Origin of the sequence: Lysobacter terrestris, from assembly GCF_014489475.1 — a bacterium.
Taxonomy (GTDB): domain Bacteria; phylum Pseudomonadota; class Gammaproteobacteria; order Xanthomonadales; family Xanthomonadaceae; genus Agrilutibacter; species Agrilutibacter terrestris.
In genome coordinates this window covers 2,391,379-2,412,924 of the sequence record NZ_CP060820.1, presented here as the reverse complement: position 1 = coordinate 2,412,924, position 21,546 = coordinate 2,391,379, and the positions used below count along the sequence as shown (strand labels likewise).

The 21,546-nt window shown below is 68.5% G+C and carries 26 protein-coding genes and 1 pseudogene; 6 read left to right on the top strand and 21 right to left on the bottom strand.

Annotated elements, in window-relative coordinates; genetic code table 11:
• Window positions 1-18 precede the first annotated feature (18 nt).
• The 8 genes and pseudogenes from H8B22_RS14875 to miaA all read right to left on the bottom strand — a co-directional run.
• Window positions 19-426 (bottom strand): lysozyme inhibitor LprI family protein, encoded by a 408-nt coding sequence (locus H8B22_RS14875; RefSeq protein WP_343204069.1) that lies wholly within the window; start codon window positions 424-426, stop codon window positions 19-21.
• A gap of 279 nt (window positions 427-705) precedes the next feature.
• A complete protein-coding gene (locus tag H8B22_RS11220) occupies window positions 706-1,998 on the bottom strand; it encodes an adenylosuccinate synthase (protein WP_187711506.1) in 1,293 nt (430 codons plus the stop codon).
• Between the two features lie 223 nt (window positions 1,999-2,221).
• A complete protein-coding gene (locus tag H8B22_RS11215; RefSeq protein WP_187711505.1) occupies window positions 2,222-2,413 on the bottom strand; it encodes a DUF2065 domain-containing protein in 192 nt (63 codons plus the stop codon).
• A gap of 19 nt (window positions 2,414-2,432) precedes the next feature.
• On the bottom strand, window positions 2,433-3,296 hold the full coding sequence (hflC, locus tag H8B22_RS11210; RefSeq protein ID WP_187711504.1) for a protease modulator HflC: 864 nt from the start codon (window positions 3,294-3,296) through the stop codon (window positions 2,433-2,435).
• Window positions 3,293-4,408: an FtsH protease activity modulator HflK gene (hflK, locus tag H8B22_RS11205; protein WP_187711503.1), complete on the bottom strand. Its 1,116-nt coding sequence runs from the start codon at window positions 4,406-4,408 to the stop codon at window positions 3,293-3,295. Before hflK ends, hflC begins: the two co-directional genes overlap by 4 nt.
• Before the next feature lie 121 nt (window positions 4,409-4,529).
• Window positions 4,530-5,861, bottom strand: coding sequence for a ribosome rescue GTPase HflX (gene hflX / locus H8B22_RS11200; protein WP_187711502.1), 1,332 nt, complete (start codon window positions 5,859-5,861; stop codon window positions 4,530-4,532).
• 110 nt (window positions 5,862-5,971) lie between these two features.
• Window positions 5,972-6,244: an RNA chaperone Hfq gene (gene hfq, locus H8B22_RS11195; protein WP_187711501.1), complete on the bottom strand. Its 273-nt coding sequence runs from the start codon at window positions 6,242-6,244 to the stop codon at window positions 5,972-5,974.
• A gap of 156 nt (window positions 6,245-6,400) precedes the next feature.
• Window positions 6,401-7,385, bottom strand: a pseudogene (gene miaA, locus H8B22_RS11190) (tRNA (adenosine(37)-N6)-dimethylallyltransferase MiaA); the annotation flags it as partial.
• Between the two features lie 115 nt (window positions 7,386-7,500).
• Here miaA and H8B22_RS11185 point away from each other — a divergent pair.
• Window positions 7,501-7,689 (top strand): hypothetical protein, encoded by a 189-nt coding sequence (locus H8B22_RS11185; protein ID WP_187713684.1) that lies wholly within the window; start codon window positions 7,501-7,503, stop codon window positions 7,687-7,689.
• 10 nt (window positions 7,690-7,699) lie between these two features.
• Window positions 7,700-8,119: a GFA family protein gene (locus H8B22_RS11180; protein WP_187711499.1), complete on the top strand. Its 420-nt coding sequence runs from the start codon at window positions 7,700-7,702 to the stop codon at window positions 8,117-8,119.
• A gap of 299 nt (window positions 8,120-8,418) precedes the next feature.
• Here the strand turns inward: H8B22_RS11180 and folP are convergent, their stop codons facing one another.
• From folP to rlmE, 3 genes are all read right to left on the bottom strand, one after another.
• Window positions 8,419-9,318: a dihydropteroate synthase gene (gene folP / locus H8B22_RS11175; protein ID WP_187711498.1), complete on the bottom strand. Its 900-nt coding sequence runs from the start codon at window positions 9,316-9,318 to the stop codon at window positions 8,419-8,421.
• Between the two features lie 70 nt (window positions 9,319-9,388).
• A complete protein-coding gene (gene ftsH, locus H8B22_RS11170) occupies window positions 9,389-11,305 on the bottom strand; it encodes an ATP-dependent zinc metalloprotease FtsH (RefSeq protein WP_187711497.1) in 1,917 nt (638 codons plus the stop codon).
• A gap of 156 nt (window positions 11,306-11,461) precedes the next feature.
• Entirely contained in the window at window positions 11,462-12,094 is a 633-nt protein-coding gene (gene rlmE, locus H8B22_RS11165; RefSeq protein WP_187713625.1) for a 23S rRNA (uridine(2552)-2'-O)-methyltransferase RlmE, read from the bottom strand.
• Between the two features lie 72 nt (window positions 12,095-12,166).
• On the opposite strand from rlmE, the gene yhbY reads away from it, so the two are divergent.
• The 3 genes from yhbY to H8B22_RS11150 all read left to right on the top strand — a co-directional run bounded on the left by yhbY (window position 12,167) and on the right by H8B22_RS11150 (window position 13,611).
• Window positions 12,167-12,472: a ribosome assembly RNA-binding protein YhbY gene (gene yhbY, locus H8B22_RS11160; protein WP_187711496.1), complete on the top strand. Its 306-nt coding sequence runs from the start codon at window positions 12,167-12,169 to the stop codon at window positions 12,470-12,472.
• Window positions 12,473-12,557: 85 nt separating this feature from the next.
• Window positions 12,558-12,938 carry an Mth938-like domain-containing protein gene (locus H8B22_RS11155; protein ID WP_187711495.1) on the top strand — a complete coding sequence of 127 codons (381 nt, stop codon included), beginning with the start codon at window positions 12,558-12,560 and terminating at the stop codon, window positions 12,936-12,938.
• Between the two features lie 97 nt (window positions 12,939-13,035).
• Window positions 13,036-13,611, top strand: coding sequence for a hypothetical protein (locus H8B22_RS11150; RefSeq protein ID WP_187711494.1), 576 nt, complete (start codon window positions 13,036-13,038; stop codon window positions 13,609-13,611).
• Between the two features lie 4 nt (window positions 13,612-13,615).
• Here the strand turns inward: H8B22_RS11150 and H8B22_RS11145 are convergent, their stop codons facing one another.
• From H8B22_RS11145 to surE, 4 genes are read right to left on the bottom strand one after another with little or no spacing between them, the layout of a single operon-like run.
• Complete coding sequence (locus H8B22_RS11145) at window positions 13,616-14,431, bottom strand: peptidoglycan DD-metalloendopeptidase family protein (RefSeq protein ID WP_187711493.1); 816 nt, start codon at window positions 14,429-14,431, stop codon at window positions 13,616-13,618.
• A complete protein-coding gene (locus H8B22_RS11140) occupies window positions 14,428-15,045 on the bottom strand; it encodes a YqaA family protein (RefSeq protein WP_187711492.1) in 618 nt (205 codons plus the stop codon). Before H8B22_RS11140 ends, H8B22_RS11145 begins: the two co-directional genes overlap by 4 nt.
• Window positions 15,042-15,719, bottom strand: coding sequence for a protein-L-isoaspartate(D-aspartate) O-methyltransferase (locus tag H8B22_RS11135; protein ID WP_187711491.1), 678 nt, complete (start codon window positions 15,717-15,719; stop codon window positions 15,042-15,044). Before H8B22_RS11135 ends, H8B22_RS11140 begins: the two co-directional genes overlap by 4 nt.
• Complete coding sequence (gene surE / locus H8B22_RS11130; protein ID WP_187711490.1) at window positions 15,716-16,495, bottom strand: 5'/3'-nucleotidase SurE; 780 nt, start codon at window positions 16,493-16,495, stop codon at window positions 15,716-15,718. Before surE ends, H8B22_RS11135 begins: the two co-directional genes overlap by 4 nt.
• A 134-nt stretch (window positions 16,496-16,629) precedes the next feature.
• Here surE and H8B22_RS11125 point away from each other — a divergent pair, with 134 nt between their 5' ends.
• Window positions 16,630-17,193 carry a Smr/MutS family protein gene (locus H8B22_RS11125; protein ID WP_407060810.1) on the top strand — a complete coding sequence of 188 codons (564 nt, stop codon included), beginning with the start codon at window positions 16,630-16,632 and terminating at the stop codon, window positions 17,191-17,193.
• 36 nt (window positions 17,194-17,229) lie between these two features.
• Here the strand turns inward: H8B22_RS11125 and H8B22_RS11120 are convergent, their stop codons facing one another.
• From H8B22_RS11120 to eno, 6 genes are all read right to left on the bottom strand, one after another.
• Entirely contained in the window at window positions 17,230-17,457 is a 228-nt protein-coding gene (locus H8B22_RS11120; protein ID WP_187711488.1) for a hypothetical protein, read from the bottom strand.
• Window positions 17,458-17,589: 132 nt separating this feature from the next.
• A complete protein-coding gene (gene truD / locus H8B22_RS11115; RefSeq protein ID WP_187711487.1) occupies window positions 17,590-18,630 on the bottom strand; it encodes a tRNA pseudouridine(13) synthase TruD in 1,041 nt (346 codons plus the stop codon).
• Window positions 18,631-18,638: 8 nt separating this feature from the next.
• The gene (ispF, locus tag H8B22_RS11110) at window positions 18,639-19,118 is read right to left on the bottom strand and encodes a 2-C-methyl-D-erythritol 2,4-cyclodiphosphate synthase (RefSeq protein WP_187711486.1); all 480 of its coding nucleotides are present in this window, start codon (window positions 19,116-19,118) and stop codon (window positions 18,639-18,641) included.
• Between the two features lie 43 nt (window positions 19,119-19,161).
• Entirely contained in the window at window positions 19,162-19,857 is a 696-nt protein-coding gene (ispD, locus tag H8B22_RS11105; RefSeq protein ID WP_187711485.1) for a 2-C-methyl-D-erythritol 4-phosphate cytidylyltransferase, read from the bottom strand.
• A 3-nt stretch (window positions 19,858-19,860) separates the two neighbouring features.
• Window positions 19,861-20,190 carry a cell division protein FtsB gene (gene ftsB / locus H8B22_RS11100; protein WP_187711484.1) on the bottom strand — a complete coding sequence of 110 codons (330 nt, stop codon included), beginning with the start codon at window positions 20,188-20,190 and terminating at the stop codon, window positions 19,861-19,863.
• A 35-nt stretch (window positions 20,191-20,225) separates the two neighbouring features.
• The gene (gene eno / locus H8B22_RS11095) at window positions 20,226-21,512 is read right to left on the bottom strand and encodes a phosphopyruvate hydratase (protein WP_187711483.1); all 1,287 of its coding nucleotides are present in this window, start codon (window positions 21,510-21,512) and stop codon (window positions 20,226-20,228) included.
• Between the last annotated feature and the right edge of the window lie 34 nt (window positions 21,513-21,546).

Below are 21,546 nucleotides of genomic sequence, written 5' to 3'. Positions count from 1 at the left end.
TTGGTTTCCCACGCTAGACTAAACGTCGCTGCTCGCGAGAAGTCTCTCGAGTTCGGCCACCCTCTCAGCCGTCATCTTCAGCGAGCAGATATTGGCTTCGATGCGCTGTCCCTGGCCTCCATTGGTGGCGTCCCAACTACAGTTGCTGCTCCGCTCCGCCAACCACTTTCGCTCATCAAGCTTGAGCCTTTCCTTTCGCTCGGTGGAAAGCCTGGATCGCAACATCTGGTAGACCTTGTTCAACCGGTCTTCCTGGTACTCAGCTTCGCGCGCTATGCATTCCTGCATGCTCCAGGTGGAACCGTCTCCTGCCTGCGCACATTCGTAGTACGACTGGCGGAGACCTCCGTTTCCCGCAGCAGTTGTACTGGCTTGTTGCCTGTCCGAACCCTCCGCCTGAGTTCTTTGAGGGACGGCAACTGGCATCGGCTGGATAACCTGAGGCGCCGTAGACACCGACTCGCTGGCGTGCTCATCGGGAAGCGCGTCTCCCCGCGTGGTTGAGTTGCAAGCAACCAGCGCGGCTACAGCCACCAAGAAAATGATCCTTCCTAAGTACATCACCGACTCCTGTACATGGGCCTAACGCATTAGAACCGACATCCTATGGATGCTGGCACACGTGACCATGTGTTGTCTGTCAGAAAAATCTGACAAAAAAAGCCCCGCAACGCGGGGCTTCTTTTTGAACCAAACGCCGGGCCGTTACGCCCAAGGATCCCTAAGCACGATGTTGGCATCGCGATCCGGCCCCGTGGACACGATCGCCAGCGGGCAGCCGGAGAGCTCCTCCAGCGCGCGCAGGTAGGCGCGGGCGGCGGGCGGCAGCTTGTCCCAGTCGGTGATGCCGGCGGTCGACTCTTCCCAGCCCGGGAATTCGAGGTACACCGGCTTGCATTCTTCCCAGCCGGCGGCGTCGAGCGGCGCGTATTCGCTGCGCTTGCCGTGGTACTCGTACGCGATGCAGACCTTCAGCGTCTCCATGCCGTCGAGGATGTCGAGCTTGGTGATGCACAGGCCGGTGATGCCGTTGATGGCGACGGCGCGCTTGAGCGCGACGATATCCATCCAGCCGCAACGGCGCGGGCGGCCGGTGGTGGCGCCGTATTCCTGGCCGCGGTCGCGGATGCCCTGACCGACGTCGTCGTTGAGTTCGGTCGGGAACGGGCCGCCGCCGACGCGCGTGGCGTAGGCCTTGGCGATGCCGAGCACGTAGTCGATCGCATCCGCGCCGACGCCGGTACCGGCATACGCGCCGCCGACCGTGGTGTTCGACGAGGTGACGTACGGATAGGTGCCGTGGTCGATGTCGAGCAGCGAACCCTGCGCGCCTTCGAACAGCACGCGCTTGCCCTGCTTGCGCAGGTCATGAAGGATGCCGGCGACGTCGGACTTCATCGGCTCGACGTATTCGCCGAAGGCCAGTGCGTCGTCGAGGGTCTTCTGGAAGTCGACGGCTTCCACGCCCAGGTACTTGGTCAGGACGAAGTTGTGGTAGTCCATCGTCACGCGCAGCTTCTCGGCGAGCTCGGCCGGGTAGCGCAGGTCGGCGACGCGGATGCCGCGACGCGCGACCTTGTCTTCGTACGCCGGGCCGATGCCGCGGCCGGTGGTGCCGATGGCGCCCTTGCCGGCGGCCTTCTCGCGCGCCTGATCCAGGGCGATGTGGTACGGCATGATCAGCGGCGTGGCCGGGCTGATCTTCAGGCGCGAACGCACTTCGACGCCGTTGGCCTCGAGCTCGGCGATTTCCTTCTGCAGCGCGCCCGGGTGCAGCACGACGCCGTTGCCGATCAGGCACAGCACGTCGTCGCGCAGGATGCCCGAGGGAATCAGGTGCAGGACGGTCTTCTTGCCGCCGATGACGAGCGTGTGGCCGGCGTTGTGGCCGCCCTGGAAGCGCACGACCGCGCCGATGTCCTGCGTCAGCAGGTCGACGATCTTGCCCTTGCCTTCGTCGCCCCACTGGGCACCCAACACCACGACTGACTGACCCATTGGTCTAGAACTCCAAGATCTGGTTCCCGCAAGCGGGTTCAACTGGCGCGCAGCGGCGCGAGGGTGTCGCCCATAAGCCGACATTTGCGGCGGCGCGACACGGAAAAAGCCGGAGGGGCTGAGACCCCGTCCGGCTTTTGTGCATTATCCGGGTTTTGGGGGGGCGGGGCTACCCTTTCCTGTCGGTTCGCGGACCGATTTCCCGGCCGCGGCGCCCGGGGGCCTAGAACCCCCGCACCAGGAACAGCGAAACCAGGCCGAGGGCGACGAAAACGCCGCCGAGCAGCCGCAGCCCCCGGTCCGGAAGCCGGTGCAGCTGCTCTACCGCCTGGCGCCAGCCGCGCGGGGCGACGAAGAGGAACAGGCCTTCCAGCACGGCCACCAGGCACAGCGCGGACAAGAGCTCGACCAGCATGGCGCGGACCGCCGGGGAATCAGCGGTCCGACTTCATGTACTGCAGGAACGGATCGTCGCGGTCGAGCACGATCACGCTCTGCCCGTCGCCGAAGGAGGCGCGATAGGCCTCCAGGCTGCGCTGGAAGGCGTAGAAGCTCGGGTCCTTGGAGGCCGCCTGCGCGTACAGGCGGGTGGCTTCGGCATCGCCTTCGCCGCGCAGCTTCTGCGCGTCGCGCTCGGCCTCGGCCAGGATCACCGCGCGCTCGCGCTCGGCCTCGGCGCGGATGACCTGCGCCTGCTCCACGCCCTCGGCGCGCAGCTGGCTGGCGACCTGCTTGCGCTGCGAACGCATCTGGTCGTAGACCGAACCCACCACGTTGCTGTCCTGCGGCAGCTCGATGCGCTTGATGCGGATGTCGACGATCTTCACGCCCAGGGTCTGCGCGCCGTCGTTGATCGCCTTCAGCTGCTTGCCGATGACCGAGGTACGGTCGCCGGACACGACTTCCTGCAACGTGCGCGCGTTGATCTCGTTGCGCAGCGAATCGCGGATGATCGGCGCGAGGCGCTGCACGGCGACCTCTTCGCTGCCGCCGGTGGCACGGAAGAACACGCGCAGGTTCTCGATCTGCCCCAGGGCGAAGAAGTCGACGCTGACGTCCTGCTTGTCTTCGGTCAGGTAACGCTCGGATTCCGCCGGCAGCACCAGCAGGCGGCGGTCGAACACCCGCGCGTTCTCGATCAGCGGCACCTTGAAGTGCAGGCCGGGACCGACGTCGGTGCGCACGATGGTGCCGAGGCGGAAGACGATCGCACTGTGCCCTTCACGCACGACGAACACCGAGCCGAGCAGGGCCAGCAACGCGCTGACCAGGATGGCCACCCAAAGCGAGACTCTCATCGACGATCCTCCTCACGGGTCGGGCGCGAACCGCGCGACGGGCGACCGGGTTCATTGCTGGCATCGGCGTTCACGGCCGGCGACAGCACGTCGGGCGTGAGCAGCGGCGCACTGGCGGCGGACGGCGGCGGACGCTTGTCCCCCATCGGCACGTAGATCAACTGGCGCGAATCGCCGCCGACGATCGTGCGGTTCTCGGCGAGGACGCCCTGCAGGGTTTCCAGCCACAGGCGCTTGCGGGTGACGTCGGGCGCGGACTTGTACTGGTCCACCAGCAACGAGAAACGCGTCGCGTCGCCCGAAGCCCGGGCGATGGACGCGGTCTTGTAGCCTTCGGCGACCGTGCGCGTGCGCGAGGCTTCGCCGCGTGCTTCCGGCACGATGCGCTTGGCGTACGCCTGCGCTTCGTTGATCGCGGTGTTCTTTTCGGCGCGTGCGCGCTGCACTTCGTCGAAGGCATCCTTCACGTCGTCCGGCGGACGCGCGTTCGGGAGGTTCAGCTCGGTCAGCACCAGGCCCGTCTGGTAGGCCTGCAGCGCCTTCTGCAGGTGGTCGCGCACGGCCACCGTCAGTTCGCCGCGTGCATTGAGGACGGTGTCGAGGTCGGAGCGGCCGACCTGTTCGCGCACCGCGCTCTGCGCGGCTTCCTTCAGCGTTTCGTCCGCGTCGCGGGTGCCGAACTTGTAGAGCAGCGGGTCGCCGATCCGGTACTGGACGTTGATCTCGACGTTCACCATGTTGCCGTCGCGGGTGAAGACGGGGACGTTCTCGCTGTACGCGTTGCTCTGCGTCGCGTTGACCTTCTCCACCGTCTCGATCGGCCAGGGCGCCTTGAAGTGCGGGCCCGGGTCCATGATGCGGGCGTAGCGGCCGAAGCGCAGGACCACGCCGCGCTCCTGCTCGGTGACGAGCACGAAGCTGCTGAAGACCAGCCACAGGCCGAGCACCAGTGCGACCCAGCGCCACGCGCTGCTGCCGTCGCCGCCGAAGAGCCCGCGGGCCGTATCGAGCAGGGTGTCGAGTACGCCGCCGGTCTTGCGGGGACGATGCGGTCGACGCCCCTCCGGACCTGAAGGGTTGTTGCCGCTGCTACCGGGTGTGTTCCAGGCCATGCCTGCTCCAAGGGGACATTCGCGCCCGCAAGGCGCGCGTCGATTCTAGGTGAGGGCCACAGCTGCCTCAAACAAGGCAACGTGCCTCGATCTTGCCTCGATAGGGCAATTGGCCCTCGCGTTACCAGTCGGCGGCTTCGTCCGCGAGGGCGCCGGCGGCCTCGAGCAGGGGGCGCAACGCTTCGCCGTGCGCCTGCGAGAACAGCTTGAGCGCGTCGGCGATGGCCAGGTCGACCTGCAGCTGCCAGCCCTGCTCGTCGTGCGATTCCTCGCGGATCGCGCCGATCGCGTGCAACCGCGCATGCAGCCGGGCCGCCTGCGAAGGCAGCCGCAGCTCGCCGGCGACGTGGCGCAGTTCCAGCACTTCGGCCAGCGCCTTGCGCAGCAGGTCCAGCCCCAGGCCCAGCTGCGCGGACACCCAGACGCGCTGGCGGCCTTCGCCGGGGCGATCGTGGCGCGGCTCCGGGGCCGCCTCATTCTCGCGTTCGAGCCGGTCGATCTTGTTGAAGACGATCAGCTGCGGCAGGTCGCCCGCACCGATTTCGGCCAGCACCTCGTCGACCTGCGCGATGCGCTCGTCGCGCAATGGATCGGCCGCGTCGACCACGTGCAGCAGCAGGTCGGCGTCGCGCGCCTCGGACAGGGTGGAGCGGAACGCCGCGACCAGTTCGTGCGGCAGGTCGCGCACGAAGCCCACGGTATCGGCCAGCACCGCACCGCCGCCGGGCAGCGCGATGCGGCGCACGGTGGGGTCGAGCGTGGCGAACAACTGGTCCGCGGCATAGGCCGCCGCGCCGGTCAGCGCATTGAACAGCGTCGACTTGCCGGCATTGGTGTAGCCGACCAGGGCGATGCGCGGCAGTTCGCTGCGCATGCGCGCGCGGCGCATCTGCGTGCGCTGCACTTCGACCTTGTCCAGGCGCTTCTGCAGTTGCTCCAGGCGCTTCTGCAGCAGGCGGCGGTCGGTTTCCAGCTGGGTTTCGCCGGGACCGCGCAGGCCGATGGAACCGCCGCGCTGGCGCTCCAGGTGGGTCCAGCCGCGCACCAGGCGCGTGGCCATGTGCTTGAGCTGGGCGAGCTCGACCTGCAGCTTGCCTTCGGCGCTCTGCGCGCGCTGCGAGAAGATGTCCAGGATCAGGCCGGTGCGGTCGACGACGCGACGCTGCAGCAGCTTTTCCAGGTTGCGTTCCTGGCCCGGCGACAGCGCGTAGTTCACCAGGATGAGGTCGGCGCCGCTGGCATCGGCCGCGGCCTTCACTTCCTCGAGCTTGCCGCTGCCGATCAGCGTGGCGGGATTGGGCCGGTCGATGCGCGCGGTGAGCAACGCGGCGACGGATGCCCCCGCCGAGCGCGCGAGGTCCGCGAATTCCTCCACCAGGCCCTCGTCCGGCGGACCGCCGGCATGGGGCTGGATCAGCAACGCGTATTCGCCCTTGCGGGAACGTTCAAACATTCGACCTGTGTACTCCTTCCCCACGGACGGGGAAAGGAGGAATGGGGATGGCAGGGCTCCGCTTCAAGCGAAGCCGAGTCAGGGCCATCTCCCGACGTCGGACGACGGGCTTACTCGCTCTCGTCGCCTTCTTCGCCGCCTTCGCCGCCTTGCACCTGGCCGCCGCCCGGTCCGACGCGCACGTTGCGCGCGGGCACCACGGTGGAGATCGCGTGCTTGTAGACCATCTGGCTGACGGTGTTGCGCAGCAGGACCACGAACTGGTCGAACGACTCGATCGTGCCCTGCAGCTTGATGCCGTTGACCAGGTAGACCGAAACCGGCACGCGCTCGCGCCGCAGAGCGTTCAGGAACGGATCCTGCAAGGATTGACCCTTCGACATCGTTTTCCCCACTTTCTTTCTAGTTATAGGTGGCGATGGGCGCGATACCGCGGCACGACCCCGTCGCGTCGCCGGCGCTGTCCCCGCACCGACGGCTGCCCGATGGTAACCCACCCGGGCACGGAGCGAGCGCGACGGCGGCCGCGTTTGCGCGACCGGGCCGCTCGCTGTGCCCATCCCCGGCTCAGGCCGGCAGGAACAGCCGCAAGGCCGCTTCCAGCGCCGCCCGTTCGTGCTGCGGGTCGAACCAGCGCGCGTCGAGCTCCCCGCGCAGCCAGGTGAGCTGGCGCTTGGCGAGCTGGCGCGTAGCGAAGATGCCGCGATCGCGGAACTCGCCGGCCGCGTAGTCGCCGTCCAGGTGCTCCCAGGCCTGCCGATAACCGACGGCGCGCAGCGCAGGCAGGTCCAGCGGGCGCGGGTGGCCCTGCAGTTCGGGCAACGCGCGCAGCCGGCGCACCTCGTCGAGGAAGCCGCCGTCGAGCATGGCGTCGAAGCGCTGCTCGATGCGCTGGTGCAGCACCGCGCGATCGCGCGGCGCGAGCACCAGCTTCAATACCCGGAACGGCAGGCGCGGCCGGCCGCGCGCATCATCGCGCCATGCGCTGATCGTGCGCCCGGACAGGCGGAAGACTTCCAGCGCGCGCTGGATGCGCTGCGCATCGGTGGCGTGGATGCGGGCGGCGGCGTCGGGATCGATGCGCGCCAGTTCGGCATGCAGCTCGGCCCAGCCGCGCGTTGCCGCCTCGGCTTCGATGCTCGCGCGCGTGCCCGGGTCGGCCTCGGGCATGTCCGCAAGACCGCGCAGCAAGGCATGGAAGTACAGGCCGGTGCCGCCGGCGAGAATCGGCACGCGGCCGCGGGCGACGATGTCGGCGAGCGCGTCGCGCGCGTCGGTGGCGAATTCCGCCGCCGAATAGGTCTGCCACGGATCGCGCAGGTCGAGCATGTGGTGGCGGACGGCAACCTGTTCGGCACGCGTCGGCTTGGCCGCGCCGATGTCCAGGCCGCGGTACACGAGCGCGGAATCCACGCTGACAATTTCACCGCCCAGGCGTTGCGCCCACTCCAGCGCAAGCGCGGTCTTGCCCGATGCGGTCGGGCCCATCAGGGCGATGGCGAGGGGGCGCGGATCGTGGCTCATGCGGTGTCGCTGGGCCGATGGACCCGATCGCACAAGCTTACCGCGCCGGCCGGAGGTCGCGCGGATACGGCAGGACGGCTAGCCTTGTACGAACCGGTCCGTGGAGTGCGCAAGCATGTTGACCCTGTTGGCGGTGGCGGGCGCGATGGCGTTGGTGCTCGTCGTGTGGCTGGCCTCGCGTGGCCGCACTGGACGCGCCTCCGGCGACGGTGGATCCAATGCCACCACGGATGGCGGAAGCGGCGGCGACTGCGCGGACGGTGCCGGCGATGGCGGTGGTTGCGATGGCGGTGGCGGCGACTGAGGCCGCGACGATGACGGCGCTACAGCACCTGGGCGGATGCCATTGCGGCGCGTTGCGCTGGACGTTCACGAGCGAGCACGCGCTCGATGCCTTCACCCCGCGTGCCTGCGACTGCGACTTCTGCACGCGCCATCGCGCCGCGTGGGTGTCGGATGCGCGGGGTGCATTGCAGCTCCACGGCGCCGGCAACGCGCGCCACTACCGGCAAGGCTCCGCGCAGGCGGACTTCCTGTTCTGCGCTGCGTGCGGCGTGCTGGTGGCCGTGACCTGCCAGGGCCTGGACGGCCGGCTGCGCAGCGCCATCAACCGCAACAGCTTCGACCAGCGCCACTTGCTGGGTGCGGAAGCGATTGCTTCACCGCAGCAACTCGCCGCGGACGCCAAGCTGGCGCGCTGGTCGCAGTTGTGGACGCCGACCGCGCTTGGCTGAAGCCCTGGCCGGTGCATTTGTTCACAACTTCTGTGGACAGCTTTCGCGGACATCCTGTGGACAACTGCCTGCACGCCTTGCGGGACAAGGCTGTCAAGCGTATTGGCGAAAAAATCGCCAAATTTTTTTCGCGACGGAGCTGGCGAAAAAATAGCCAACCCACTTGACAGCCTTGTCCCTGCTGGCCGGCAGCGACTTGTCCACAGGAAGTTCTGGAGAATTGCCCACAGGCTGTGTGTACAACTCGCGGCTGTCGGCGAAGCCTGCGTACCCGCGTCGTCACATGCCGCCCTGCCGGGTCAGTCGTCGTCCGGCCAACGGATCGTCGGGGTGGCCGGCTTCGCCCGCGGCGCGGGTTGCGCGGCCACTGCGGCCCATACCTTGAGCGCATCGACCGTGGCGGCAACGTCGTGCACGCGCACGATCCGCGCACCACGCTGCGCGGCGATCAGGTGCGCGGCCACCGAGCCGAACACGCGATCGTGCGGATCGTCGCGGCCGGTGAGTTCACCGATCGTCTTCTTGCGCGACAGCCCCGCCAGCAGCGGCACGCCCAGTTCGCCGAAGCGCTCCAGCTGTGCGAGCAGCAACAGGTTGTGGTCGCGATTCTTGCCGAAGCCGAAGCCGGGATCGACCACGATCTGCTTCTTGGCGATACCGGCCATCTCCGCGGCGAAGATGCGCTCGGCGAGGAAGCGATGCACCTCGGCGACGACATCGTCGTACTGCGGCGCGACCTGCATCGCACGCGGTTCGCCCTGCATGTGCATCAGCACGACGGGCACGCCCAGCGCGGCCGCGGCGTCCAGCGCGCCGTCGCGACGCAACGCATACACGTCGTTGATGAGGCCCGCGCCGACCGCGACGGCGGCGCGCATGACCTCGGGCTTGGACGTGTCGATGCTGATCGGCAGCGTCGTTTCCTGCGCCAGGCGCGTGATGACCGGAATCACCCGGCGCAACTCTTCTTCGACGTCGACCTCCGCCGCGCCGGGCCGGGTCGATTCGCCGCCGATGTCGAGGACGTCGGCGCCCTCCTCCGCAAGCCTGAGCCCGTGCGCGACGGCCGCATCGACGCCGGCGTGCTCGCCGCCGTCGGAAAACGAATCCGGGGTGACGTTGACGATGCCCATGACGCGCACGCGGTCGAGGACCAGCGTGCGTCCGTTGCAATCCAGGCTGGGCGACAGGTCGAACATCCCGCGACGCGTCCAAAGAAAAAGGCCAGAGCGGACTCTGGCCTTTTCGGGTCGAAGCGGCAAGCCGGCGTCAGGTCTGCGCGGCAGGGCCGGCGATCGGCGGCAGCGGCGGCACCTCGGTCGACTTGCCGCTGCCGTTCTTGCCCCAGCCTTCCGGCGGCGGCGGCTCGCGGCCTTCCATGATCGCGTCGATCTGCTTGGCGTCGATGGTCTCGTACACCAGCAGCGCCTCGGCCATCGCGTGCAGCTTGTCGAGATTCTCATTGAGGATCTGCGTGCTGCGCGCATAGGCCTTGTCGAGGATGTCGCGCACGACTTCGTCGATCTTGCGCGCGGTCTCGTTCGACACGTTCTTGTGCTGCGTCACCGAACGGCCGAGGAACACTTCGTCCTCTTCCTCGCCGAAGGTGATCGGGCCCAATTCGGACAGGCCCCACTTGGTGGTCATGTTGCGCGCCATCTTGGTGGCGCGTTCGATGTCGTTGGACGCACCGGTGGTGACCTTGTCGGCGCCGAAGATCAGCTCCTCGGCGACGCGGCCGCCATACAGCGAGCACAACTGCGATTCGATCGCGACCTTGTTGTAGCTGTACTTGTCGCCTTCGGGCAGGTACATGGTCACGCCCAGCGCGCGGCCGCGCGGAATGATGGTGACCTTGTAGACCGGATCGTGCTCGGGAACCATGCGGCCGACGATGGCGTGGCCGGCCTCATGGTAGGCGGTGAGCTTCTTCTCGGCCTCGCTCATGGCCATCGAGCGGCGCTCGGTGCCCATCAGGATCTTGTCGCGGGCGCGGTCGAAGTGGTCCATGCGGACTTCCTTCGCGTTCTCGCGCGCGGCGAACAGCGCGGCCTCGTTGCACAGGTTGGCGAGGTCGGCACCGGAGAAGCCCGGAGTGCCGCGCGCGATGGTCATCGGCTCGACATTGTCGGCCAGCGGCAGCTTGCGCATGTGCACGCGCAGGATCTGCTCGCGGCCCTTCACGTCGGGCAGGCCGACGGTCACCTGGCGGTCGAAGCGGCCCGGGCGCAGCAGCGCCGGGTCGAGCACGTCGGGGCGGTTGGTCGCGGCAATGACGATCACGCCTTCGCCGCCTTCGAAGCCGTCCATCTCCACCAGCAACTGGTTGAGCGTCTGCTCGCGTTCGTCGTGGCCACCGCCGAGACCGGCGCCGCGATGACGGCCGACCGCGTCGATTTCGTCGATGAAGATGATGCACGGCGCGTGCTTCTTCGCCTGCTCGAACATGTCGCGCACGCGGCTGGCGCCGACGCCGACGAACATCTCGACGAAGTCGGAACCGGAGATCGAGAAGAACGGCACCTTGGCCTCGCCGGCGATCGCACGTGCGAGCAGGGTCTTGCCGGTACCCGGCGGGCCGACCATCAGCACGCCGCGCGGGATCTTGCCGCCGAGCTTCTGGAACTTGCCCGGATCGCGCAGGAACTCGACCAGCTCCTGCACTTCTTCCTTGGCCTCGTCGCAACCGGCGACGTCGGCGAAGGTGACCTTGACCTGGTCCTCGCCCTGCATCTTCGCGCGCGACTTGCCGAAGCTCATCGCACCCTTGCTGCCGCCCTGCTGCATCTGCCGCATGACGAAGATCCAGAAGCCGACGATCAGCAGGATCGGCAACAGGTTGAACACGATCGACCAGAACGACGGGCCGGTGCTCGGCGCCTTCTTGGAGATGGCGACGTCGTGCTGCAGCAGGTCGGTGACCAGCCAGTTGTCGGTCGGGCCGACCGCGGTACCGGTGGTGCCGTCCTTGCGCTCGAACTTGAGCACGTTGGTGGCGAGCGTGGTGTCCTCGGTGTATTCGACCGACTTGATGCGCTCGCCCTTCACGTCGTTCATGAACTGGGAATACGGCACCTCGGTCGAGGCGGCGCCCAATCCGGTGCGCGGGCCGAAGGCCTGGAACACCACCATCAACACGACGGCGACGATGACCCAGAGCAGGAGGTTCTTAGCAAGATCGTTCATTGGTCAGCCCGTTCAGCAATCCGTGCAGCCTGAAAAACACATACGCGAAGGATGTCCGGAACCACCCGGCAACCGAACCGCAAGGGTCGCAGAAAACCCCGGCGAATTCCCTGTCATGTCCGCCGGTTCAGGCAAATTGCCGCCCCGCGGACAGGTTCACTTCATCTGCGCCAGCTTTCCCTGCGCCAGCGCATAGACCTCCGGCGATCGCTTGCGCGAGGCCGCAGGCTTGCGGATCACGACCTTGGCGTAACGACGGCGCAGTTCGCGCACGTAATCGTCGAAGCCGACGCCCTGGAACAGCTTGATCAGGAACGTGCCCCCGACGCGCAGGTGGTGGTCGGCAAAGTCCATCGCCAGTTCCGCCAGATGCATCGCCCGCGGCAGGTCCACCGCGTCCACGCCACTCATATTGGGGGCCATGTCGGACAGGACAAGGTCCACAAGTTGGCCATCCAGCGTCGCTTCGAGCTGGGCCAGGACGGTGTCTTCGCGGAAATCGCCGTGGATGAACTCGACCCCGGCCAGGCCGGGCATGTCGAGGATGTCCAGGGCGATCACCCGGCCCTTGTCGTTCAGGGTCTGGCGAACCCATTGCGACCAGCCGCCCGGGGCGGCGCCGAGGTCGACGACGACCATGCCCGGCTTGAGCAGGCGGTCGCGCTCGACCAGCTCCTCGAGCTTGTAGGCGGCCCGCGAACGCAGACCTTCGGCCTGCGCCTTCTTCACGAACGGATCGGAAAAATGTTCCTTGAGCCAGCGTTGACTGCTTTTGCTGCGGGTGGCCACGGAGGCGCTCGGCCGGGGGATATGGGCGGTCATGATACCCTGCACGCCCGTTCCGCCCCCCACGTGACACGCATGACGACCGTCCTGACCGCCGCCCAGACCCGTTTCCTGCGTGGCCAGGCGCATGATCTCCGGGCGATGCTGCAGGTGGGCGGCAAGGGCGTGACCGAGGCGCTGGTCGCCGAGATCGACCTGGCCCTCGAACACCACGAGCTGATCAAGGTGAAGGTCGCCGCCGAGGACCGCGACGCCCGCGACGCGATGATCGAGCAGATCGCCGAGCGCCTGGGCGCCGCGCTGGTCCAGCGCATCGGCCACACGGCCGTGCTGTACCGGGCCAGCAAGGACAAGCGGCAGATCGTGTTGCCGCGGGCGTGATTAAGCGGGGCTGGGAGTTGGGGGCTGGGGACTACCGGCCAACGCCTTTGCCAGACCCTAGCTCCCAGTTCCCAGCCGCCATTCCATGCAGCTGAACCTCGAACACCCCGACCACGAATTCCTGCTGCGCGGCGCCGACGGCACCGTGGCGGTCGTCAACGAGCGCCGGCTGACGGCGAGTTTCATCCTCGCGCCGGACCGCCTCATCGAGGGCTGGGCCGCCAGCGATCCCCGCGCGCTCGGCGCCCCGGACATGGAACCGCTGCTGGCGCTCAAGCCCGAAGTCATCCTGCTCGGCACCGGCGCGACGCAGGTGTTCCCGCCCGCGGCCGCGATGGCGGCATGCCTGGGCCGGGGCGTCGGCCTGGAAGTGATGAACAACGCCGCCGCGGCGCGCACCTTCAATGTGCTCGCCAGTGAAGGCCGACGCGTGGTGGCCGGATTCATCCTAGAACCTGGGATTTGACGCCCATGCGCTCTGCGCGCCGGCGCTGAGATGATCCGTCGACGGTCGCGGGCAGTGGTAAACGGACGCCAGCAACCGCCGCGAAGGGAATCAGCCGGTGAACCTGCGAAATCCTCTGATCGCTCTGGTACTGCTGCTGGCGTGGCTACCCGCCTACCCGCAGGCCATCGGCATACCCGACCCGGGCGACATACCGCTACGCGAGCCCGCGGAGTTCCCAGCATTGCCACTGGACATTCGCCATGACCTTGAGCGGCGGGGGTGCCGGATTCCACAGAGCCAGCAAGCCGACCCCAACGCTCGTAGCAACGTCGTAAGCGGCCGCTTCGGATCGGCCGCGCAGCGGGACTGGGCGGTGCTGTGTTCGCGGAACGGGGACTCGTCCCTGCTTGTGTACTGGCGCGGAGACATCAACGACGTACTGGTGGAAGCCGGCTCGCCCGATATGGATTGGATGCAATGGCAGGGCCCGCCCGAAGGCTGGCAATACACGCGATACATCGCGACGGCGACACCGAAGATGATCCGGCGCCTGGCCGACGCCTTCGGCGATCCATCCGAACTGCCCGTGCCGCTGGACCACGACGGCATCGAAGCGGGCGACTCTGGCAAGGCCTCCACCATCCGCTACTGGCACCACGGCCAGTGGATCGAACTGACAGGAATGGATTGAGGCGTCAGCGCTTGGGCAGATGCACCAGCGGGTCCACCGGTTTGCCGTTGTAACGGATCTCGAAGTGCAGCATGTCGCGCGGTGCGCCCGTGCGCCCCATCACCGCGATCTGCTGGCCGGCCTTCACGATCGCGCCTTCGTTGACCATGCGCGCGCGGTTGTGGCCGTAGGCCGACAGCCACGCGTCGTCGTGCTTGATGATCACCAGCTCGCCGTAACCGACCAGGCCCGAACCGGAATACACCACCACGCCATCGGCCGCCGCGTTCACCGGCGTGCCGGCGTCGCCGGTGATGTCGATGCCCTGCTTGGTCGGCTCGCCCGCGACGAAGCGGTTGAGCAGCGTGCCGTCCGCCGGCCAGCGCCAGCGGATGTTGCTGGTAGGCGGCGCGACGGGCGCCACGACGGCCGGCGTCGTCACCACCGGCTTCGGCGGCGCAGCCGTGGTCGCGCCGGGTGTGCGCGCAGGCGTGCCGGCGGCTTCCGTACGTGAAGTGGTCGTCGCCGGACGCGAAGCCGTCGATGCAGGGCGGCTGACCGTAGCCGCGCGCGGATACAGGCGCAGGCTCTGGCCGGGATAGATCGTGTACGGCGCACTGATGCCGTTCCACGCCGCCAGGTCGCGCACGTCGATGCCGTTGCGGAACGCGATGCCGTAGAGCGTGTCGCCGCGCTGCACCCTGGCGGTTTCGCCGGGCTTGGGCGTGGACACGCGCGGCGCTGGCGCGGTCGTGCCGGTGCGGCGCACCACCGTGCTGGTGCAGGAAGTCAACGCGAACAGCGCGACGGAAAGCAGCGCGATGCGATTACGGTTGCTCATACGCCCTGTCGGGCCCTCCAGACCACCCAGGCGACTAGGATCGCCAGCAGCGCGGTCGCGAACCAGCCGACCGGTTCGATGTAGCGGCGCAGCGCTGCTTCCGCGCGCGGGCCGCCGACGCGGATCACCGCCGCCAGCAGGTACACGCGCTTGCCGCGCCCGATCAGCATGCTCAGCAGGTATTGCGGCATGGGCACGCCGACGATTCCCGAGGCCCACGTGAACACCTTCATCGGAATCGGCATGAACCCGCCCAGCACCAGGAAGGTGAAGACCGCCCACGGCGACTGGGCCATCTTCGCCTGCACCACGGCGATGCCCGATTCGATGGCATCCAGCATGCCCAGCGTGGCGAACAGCGGCTTCACCGCTTCGAAGGCGTAATGCCCGAGCGCATAGCCGACCAGCGCGCCCGCCATGGAGCCGGCCAGGCTCAGCGTGGCGAACCAGAACCCGCGCCGCGGCTGGCCCACGCACATCGGCGCGAGCATCACTTCCGGCATGATCGGGAAGATGATCGCTTCGAAGAAGCTCAGGATCGTGAGATACGCCGGTGCGTGGCGGTGGCGCGCCCAACCCAGGGTGCGTTCGTAGAGCGGTCCAAAGATCTTCAATCGATCATCCCGGAAAGGAGGGGCACGAACACGACGGGCGCCAGCGTTTCCTGCGTGACCTGGCCGTCGGCGTCCTTGTGCAGTTTCAGCAGCGACTGCGAGGCGGCGCCGCCCACCGGTGCGATCAGGTTGCCGCCGGGCGCGAGCTGCGCGGTCAACGCATCGACCAGCGCCGGCGCGGCGGCGGTGACGAGGACGGCATCGAACGGGCCGTTTTCCGCCCAGCCGATGCGGCCGTCGTCGTGTTTGCTGCGGATGTTCATGCCCAGCGCGCGGAAGCGTTTGCGTGCGGTGCGCAACAGCTCGCCGATGCGTTCGACCGTGTGCACTTCCAGCCCGAGCGCGGCTAGCACGGCGGCCTGGTAACCCGAGCCCGTGCCGATCTCCAGCACCTTCTGCGGCGCGGCCTCAAGCAAGGCTTCGGTCATCTTCGCCACTACCCACGGCTGCGAGATCGTCTGGCCGTGGCCGATCGGCAATGCGGTGTCTTCGTAGGCGCGCGTCGCCAGCGCCTCGTCGACGAACAGGTGGCGCGGCACGGTGCGGATCGCGTTGAGCACGCGTTCGTCGCGGATGCCGGTTTCGCGCAGGCGGTCGACCAGGCGGTCGCGCACGCGCTGGGAGGTCATGCCGCTGCCGAGGGCGTCGGGCTGCAACTTCATGCGCATCATCATGCGGCCTTCCCGGTCGACGCGGCGAGGCCGTGGACCCAGCTGGCCACGTGTTCAAGCGCGGTGTAACGGGTCAGGTCGACCTGGATCGGGGTGATCGAGATGTGGCCGCTGCGCACGGCGTGGAAATCGGTGCCGGGACCCGAATCGGCCTCCGGGCCGGCGGGTCCGATCCACCACCATTGCCTCCCGCGCGGATCGCGTTGCGGGATGCACGGCTCGGCGCGGTGGCGGTTGCCCAAGCGCGTGGCCTCGAAGCCGGCGAGGCTTTCCCACGGCAGGTCGGGCACGTTGACGTTGAGGATGGTGTCGGCCGGCAGCGGCTCGGCCACCAGCCGCGCGATGATCTCGACGACGGCGTGCGCGGCGGATTCGTAGTGCTGGCCCTGGTGGTCGGCGGTGACCAGCGACACGGCCACCGCGGGCAGGCCGAGGAAACGCCCTTCCATCGCCGCGGCGACGGTGCCCGAATAGATGACGTCGTCGCCCAGGTTGGCGGTGTTGTTGATGCCCGACACCACGATGTCCGGCTCCACGTCGAGCATGCCGGTGATGGCGACGTGCACGCAGTCGGTGGGCGTCCCGAACACCCGCCAGGTGGCGGCGTCCTGCTGGACCACGCGCACCGGCATGTCGAGGGTCAGCGAATTGCTCGCCCCCGAGCGGTCGCGATCGGGGGCGATCACCATCACTTCATGGCCCGCGGCGCGCAGTCGCGCGGCGAGGACCTTGATACCGGGGGCGTCGACACCGTCGTCGTTGCTGACCAGAACGCGCATCTATTCGGCGAATCGGGGAATTGGAGCGGAATGGCCATGATAGCCGATGGCCCGTGGCACCTGAGCGCGGCTCGCGGGATGGCTGCGTTGCGCCCGTCGCCATTCGCCGCGGCCGGCGCGCTACCCTTTTCCCCATGATGTCCGACGAAGACGACGACGCCGACCTGTTCCGCTCCGCCGTGGGGCCGGTGCGGCGCCTGCGCGATGCCGCGCCCCCGCCGTCGGCACCGAAGCCGAAGCCGCGCGCGCGCATGGCCGAGCGGGACGAGGCGGCCGCGCGCGAGGAATTCCGCCACGCGCTCGATGCGACGCTCGCCGAGGCCGGCGACGTGCTGTCCTATCGCCGCGACGCGCTGCCGCCGCGCACGCTGCAGCGATTGAAGCGCGGCGAGATCGCGGTCCAGGACGAACTCGACCTGCACGGCGCCGACGTCCGCGCGGCGGAGGCACTGGTGCGCGCCTTCCTCGCCCACGCGCGCGAACACGACGCGGGCTGCGTCCGGATCATCCACGGCAAGGGCTTGCATGGCGGCTCGGCCCCGTTCACGGGCCGCGACATGCCGATTCTCAAGAACCTGGTGGATCGCCTGCTGCGGCAACGCGCAGACGTCCTGGCGTTCCACTCCGCGCCGCCCGCGCAGGGCGGCACCGGAGCAGTACTGGTGCTGCTGGCGCCGCGCCGGCTTCGCCCTGCCTGACGGATCAGGACAGGGAGAACCGGTCGACGCGCTACTTCAGTCCTGCTTGGCGACGATCTTCCGCGGCGGATTCACCCATTGCAGGCCGATGCCACGGCGAAGCGCGGCAGCTTCCACGCGGGCCATGTACAACTCGTCGTTGCTCAGGCGGGTCTCGGGATAGGTCTTGTGTGCCGCGGGGCTGTTGCTGGCTGTTCCACCGCTGCTCGCGCAGGCGGCCAGGCAGGCCACTGAAGCGGACAACACGGCCATGCGAAGTTTCATGACGGCATCTCCGGTCGATGCGCCCCTGCGCTGCCGCAGGAACGGCCCCGGCGATGCGCCGGTGCAATTCCGGCTTATACGCCGCCGCTCTGCAGCGGCCAGTGTCGGCAATGTCTTTCCGACGAGCGGTCGTCAGGCGGCAACCGCCGAGCTGACCTCGCCAAGTTCTGCCAATACCGTCGTGGCATATCCGCCCGGCGGCAGCGCGAACGAGACCTCGAGCGCGTCCGCGGCGAGCCAGCGCCACGCCAGCTCCATCGGGCGAAAGCGCAACGCGCGCCGTTCCTGCTCCAGCCCTGCCGCTTCGAGCCCGCGGCACAGCACGGCGCCCGGCTCTGCCGCGATGGCCGCCAGCTCCAGCGCGGCGGCCTCATCGCGCGTACGCAACTCGCCCCGCCCCCACAACGGCCCGCTCGGGTGGATGTCGAACGCGGCCAGGCGACTCGCCAGTTCGTCGCTGAAGGGCTCCGGACCGAAGACGCTGCGGCTGCCGTTCAGCGACCACACCTCGCCCGCCAGCGGCGTGTTCCAGTTGCCGGCGCGCACGCGTGCGGCCAGCACGCGGTTGAACAGCTCCGAGCGCGCGGCCGACAGCAGCAGCGAGCGCTCTTCGCGGCGCACGCGGCGGCCGCCGAACATCGCCAGTGCCTGCGCCACGTTGTCGCCGGCGCGACCGAAGCGCTGTTCGCCGAAGTAATTGGGGACGCCGTCGCGCTCGATGGCCTGCAGGCGCTGTTCGATCGCATCGCGGTCGCCGTCGACATCGCGCAGCGCGAGCACGAAGCGGTTCCCCGCCAGTGCGCCGCGCGGCAGCTTGCGCGAGTGCCAGGCGTGTTCCAGCACCCGCAGGTCCGGCGACTCCAGTGCGGCCAGGTCGGGCGCGATCTTCTTCGGCAGGTGGACGCTGAAGCGCTGCCGGGTGACGGCATGGCGATCCTTCAGCCCGGCGTGGCTGACACCCATCTCCGGCACGCGCGCCCACTGCGCGATGCGCTTGGCCGCGAACACCGTATTCATGCCGCGCTTCTCGACCGTCAGCAGCAGGTGTTCGCCGCTGCCGCTGGGCGCAAAGCTGGGCAACTCCTCGACGAAGAAGTCCTCGGGCGACACGCGCATGCGCGCGCGCAGGACCGTTTCGCCGTGGGCGCGCGGGAGGCTGTCGTTGGCGTTCATGCGTGCATTCAACGGCCGACCAGCAGCACCACGGCCTGGGCCGCGATGCCTTCGCCGCGGCCGGTGAAGCCGAGTTTCTCGCTCGTGGTCGCCTTGATGCTGACCGCATCGATATCGATGCCGAGGTCGCCGGCGAGCAGCCCGCGCATGGCCGGCGCATGCGGGCCGACCTTGGGCCGCTCGCACACCACCGTCACGTCGGCGTTGCCGACGCGCCAGCCGCGTTCGCCGATCAGTTCGTTGCAGCGGCGCAGGAAGGCGCGGCTGTCGGCGCCCTTCCACTGCGGGTCGCTGGGCGGGAAGTGCTGGCCGATGTCGCCGAGCGCGAGCGCGCCGAGCATGGCGTCGCACAGGGCGTGGATCACCACGTCGCCGTCGGAATGCGCGAGCACGCCGCGGTCGTGGGCGATGCGCACGCCGCCGAGGACGACATGGTCGCCGTCGCCGAAGGCGTGGACGTCGAAACCCTGGCCGATGCGGATGTTCATGCGTGTTGCCCCACGACGCCGGTGGCGTCCGATTGGATGGATGTCACTGCGACAACAGGTACCGTGCCAACGCGAGGTCGGCCGGCGTGGTGACCTTGAGGTTGTCCTCGCGCCCTTCGACCAGCAGCGGCTTCGCGCCGACCCGCTCCATCGCCATCGCCTCGTCGGTGACGACAACGCCGGCGGCGCGTGCGCTTTCCAGCGCCGCCACCAGCGCGTCGCGTCGGAACGCCTGCGGCGTCAATGCGCGCCACAGGCGCTCGCGCGGCTCGGTTCCAGCAACGCGGCCCTGCTCGTCGGCACGCTTGAGCGTGTCGCGCACCGGCGCGGCCAGCAGCGCGCCGTCGCCGTGCTGCGCCGCCGCCGCGACTAGGCGGTCGATGTCGCCGCCGCGCAGGTTGGGCCGTGCCGCGTCGTGGACCAGCACCAGGCCACCGCCATCGACGTGCGCCGGGATGGCGCGCAACGCCGCCAGCACCGAATCGGCGCGCTCGCCGCCGCCTTGGCAGCGCAACAGCGGCTTGCCGTGCAGCAATGTCCAGCCCGGCCAGCGCGCGTCGTCCGCCGCCAGCGCGACCACCGCGCCGGCGATCGCCGGATGCGCGAGCAGCGCGTCGAGCGCATGCGCGATCAGCGGCCGACCGGCGACTTCCAGGTATTGCTTGGGAATGTCACCGCCGAAACGCGTGCCGCGGCCGGCGGCGGGAATCACGGCCCAGATGCCGTTCGCCGCGGCCATGGATCAGGGGTTTCCTTCGCCGTCGGCAGGAGCCTCGGCTTCGGTGCCGGCCGCTTGCTGCGGCTCGACCACGCGATAGAACGTCTCGCCCGGCTTGATCATGCCCAGCTCGCTGCGCGCGCGCTCTTCGACTGCGGCTTCGCCCGACTTGAGGTCCTCGACCTCCGCCGCCAACGCCGCATTGCGCTGGGTCAGACCGGCATTCTCGTGCGTCTGTTGCTCGACCTGCTGCTGCAGGGCGGCCACCGAACGGCGGCCACCCTCGCCCCACCACAGGCGGTACTGCAGGAGCCCGAGCAGCGCGAGCAGCGCCACCAGCAGCAACCGGCTCATTCGAAGCGGCAGCCAGCGCAGCGCCAAGCGCGGCCTCAGCGCTTCAGCGAGACGAACGCGTCGCGGCCGGCGTACTTCGCCGCGGCGCCGAGGGCTTCCTCGATGCGCAGCAGCTGGTTGTACTTGGCCACGCGGTCGCTGCGACACAGCGAACCGGTCTTGATCTGCGTCGCCGTGGTGGCAACGGAGATGTCGGCAATGGTGGTGTCCTCGGTTTCGCCCGAACGATGCGAGACGATCGCCGCGTAGCGGTTCGCGTCGGCCATCGCGATGGCTTCCAGCGTTTCGGTCAGCGTGCCGATCTGGTTGACCTTGATCAGGATCGCGTTGGCGACGCCCTGGCCGATGCCTTCCTTGAAGATCTTCGGGTTGGTGACGAACAGGTCGTCGCCGACCAGCTGCACCTTGTTGCCGATGCGGTCGGTCAGCAGCTTCCAGCCGGCCCAGTCGTGCTCGGACATGCCGTCCTCGATCGTGACGATCGGGTACTTCGCGCACCAGTCGGCCATGAAGTCGACGAACTGCTCGCTGGTCAGGCGCTTGCCTTCGCCGGTGAGGTTGTACTTGCCGTTCTCGAAGAACTCGCTCGAGGCCACGTCGAGGCCGAGCAGGATGTCTTCGCCGGCCTTGTAGCCGGCCTTGCCGATCGCCTCAAGGATGGTTTCCAGCGCCTCCTCGTTCGAACGCAGGTCGGGGGCGAAGCCGCCCTCGTCGCCGACCGACGTGCTCAGGCCGCGACCCTTCAGCACCGACTTCAGCGCGTGGAACACCTCGGTTCCGGCGCGCAGCGCTTCGCTGAAGCTGCCCACGCCCACCGGCAGGATCATGAATTCCTGCATGTCGACATTGTTGTCGGCGTGCGCACCGCCGTTGATGATGTTCATCATCGGCACCGGCAGCACGGCCTGGCGGCCGCCCGCGAGGTACTGCCACAGCGGCATCTTCTTCGACGCGGCCACCGCGTGCGCGTTCGCCATCGAAACGCCGAGCAGCGCATTGGCGCCCAGGCGGCCCTTGTTCTCGGTGCCATCGAGGTCGATCAGGCGCCGGTCGACCGCGGTCTGGTCGGCGGCGTCGAGACCGGTGATCGCGGAGGCGATCGTGGTGTTGACGTTCTCCACCGCCTTGCGCACGCCCTTGCCCAGGTAGCGGGTCTTGTCGCCGTCGCGCAGTTCGACGGCTTCCTTGGTGCCGGTCGACGCGCCCGAGGGCACCGCGGCGCGGCCGAAGCTGCCGTCGGCCAGGGTGACTTCGGCTTCGAGGGTGGGATTGCCGCGGCTGTCGAGGATTTCGCGGGCGTGGACTTTGGCGATCGTGGTCATCGTCGGTGGTTGCAGTTTTGAAAGGGAATTTGGA

Coding starts and splice junctions, on each gene's coding strand:
- H8B22_RS14875 (WP_343204069.1), bottom strand. CDS start 426: ATGCCAGTTGCCGTCCCTCAAAGAACTCAGGCGGAGGGTTCGGACAGG.
- H8B22_RS11220 (WP_187711506.1), bottom strand. CDS start 1,998: ATGGGTCAGTCAGTCGTGGTGTTGGGTGCCCAGTGGGGCGACGAAGGC.
- H8B22_RS11215 (WP_187711505.1), bottom strand. CDS start 2,413: ATGCTGGTCGAGCTCTTGTCCGCGCTGTGCCTGGTGGCCGTGCTGGAA.
- hflC (WP_187711504.1), bottom strand. CDS start 3,296: ATGAGAGTCTCGCTTTGGGTGGCCATCCTGGTCAGCGCGTTGCTGGCC.
- hflK (WP_187711503.1), bottom strand. CDS start 4,408: ATGGCCTGGAACACACCCGGTAGCAGCGGCAACAACCCTTCAGGTCCG.
- hflX (WP_187711502.1), bottom strand. CDS start 5,861: ATGTTTGAACGTTCCCGCAAGGGCGAATACGCGTTGCTGATCCAGCCC.
- hfq (WP_187711501.1), bottom strand. CDS start 6,244: ATGTCGAAGGGTCAATCCTTGCAGGATCCGTTCCTGAACGCTCTGCGG.
- H8B22_RS11185 (WP_187713684.1), top strand. CDS start 7,501: ATGTTGACCCTGTTGGCGGTGGCGGGCGCGATGGCGTTGGTGCTCGTC.
- H8B22_RS11180 (WP_187711499.1), top strand. CDS start 7,700: ATGACGGCGCTACAGCACCTGGGCGGATGCCATTGCGGCGCGTTGCGC.
- folP (WP_187711498.1), bottom strand. CDS start 9,318: ATGTTCGACCTGTCGCCCAGCCTGGATTGCAACGGACGCACGCTGGTC.
- ftsH (WP_187711497.1), bottom strand. CDS start 11,305: ATGAACGATCTTGCTAAGAACCTCCTGCTCTGGGTCATCGTCGCCGTC.
- yhbY (WP_187711496.1), top strand. CDS start 12,167: ATGACGACCGTCCTGACCGCCGCCCAGACCCGTTTCCTGCGTGGCCAG.
- H8B22_RS11155 (WP_187711495.1), top strand. CDS start 12,558: ATGCAGCTGAACCTCGAACACCCCGACCACGAATTCCTGCTGCGCGGC.
- H8B22_RS11145 (WP_187711493.1), bottom strand. CDS start 14,431: ATGAGCAACCGTAATCGCATCGCGCTGCTTTCCGTCGCGCTGTTCGCG.
- H8B22_RS11135 (WP_187711491.1), bottom strand. CDS start 15,719: ATGATGATGCGCATGAAGTTGCAGCCCGACGCCCTCGGCAGCGGCATG.
- surE (WP_187711490.1), bottom strand. CDS start 16,495: ATGCGCGTTCTGGTCAGCAACGACGACGGTGTCGACGCCCCCGGTATC.
- H8B22_RS11125 (WP_407060810.1), top strand. CDS start 16,630: ATGATGTCCGACGAAGACGACGACGCCGACCTGTTCCGCTCCGCCGTG.
- H8B22_RS11120 (WP_187711488.1), bottom strand. CDS start 17,457: ATGAAACTTCGCATGGCCGTGTTGTCCGCTTCAGTGGCCTGCCTGGCC.
- truD (WP_187711487.1), bottom strand. CDS start 18,630: ATGAACGCCAACGACAGCCTCCCGCGCGCCCACGGCGAAACGGTCCTG.
- ispF (WP_187711486.1), bottom strand. CDS start 19,118: ATGAACATCCGCATCGGCCAGGGTTTCGACGTCCACGCCTTCGGCGAC.
- ispD (WP_187711485.1), bottom strand. CDS start 19,857: ATGGCCGCGGCGAACGGCATCTGGGCCGTGATTCCCGCCGCCGGCCGC.
- ftsB (WP_187711484.1), bottom strand. CDS start 20,190: ATGAGCCGGTTGCTGCTGGTGGCGCTGCTCGCGCTGCTCGGGCTCCTG.
- eno (WP_187711483.1), bottom strand. CDS start 21,512: ATGACCACGATCGCCAAAGTCCACGCCCGCGAAATCCTCGACAGCCGC.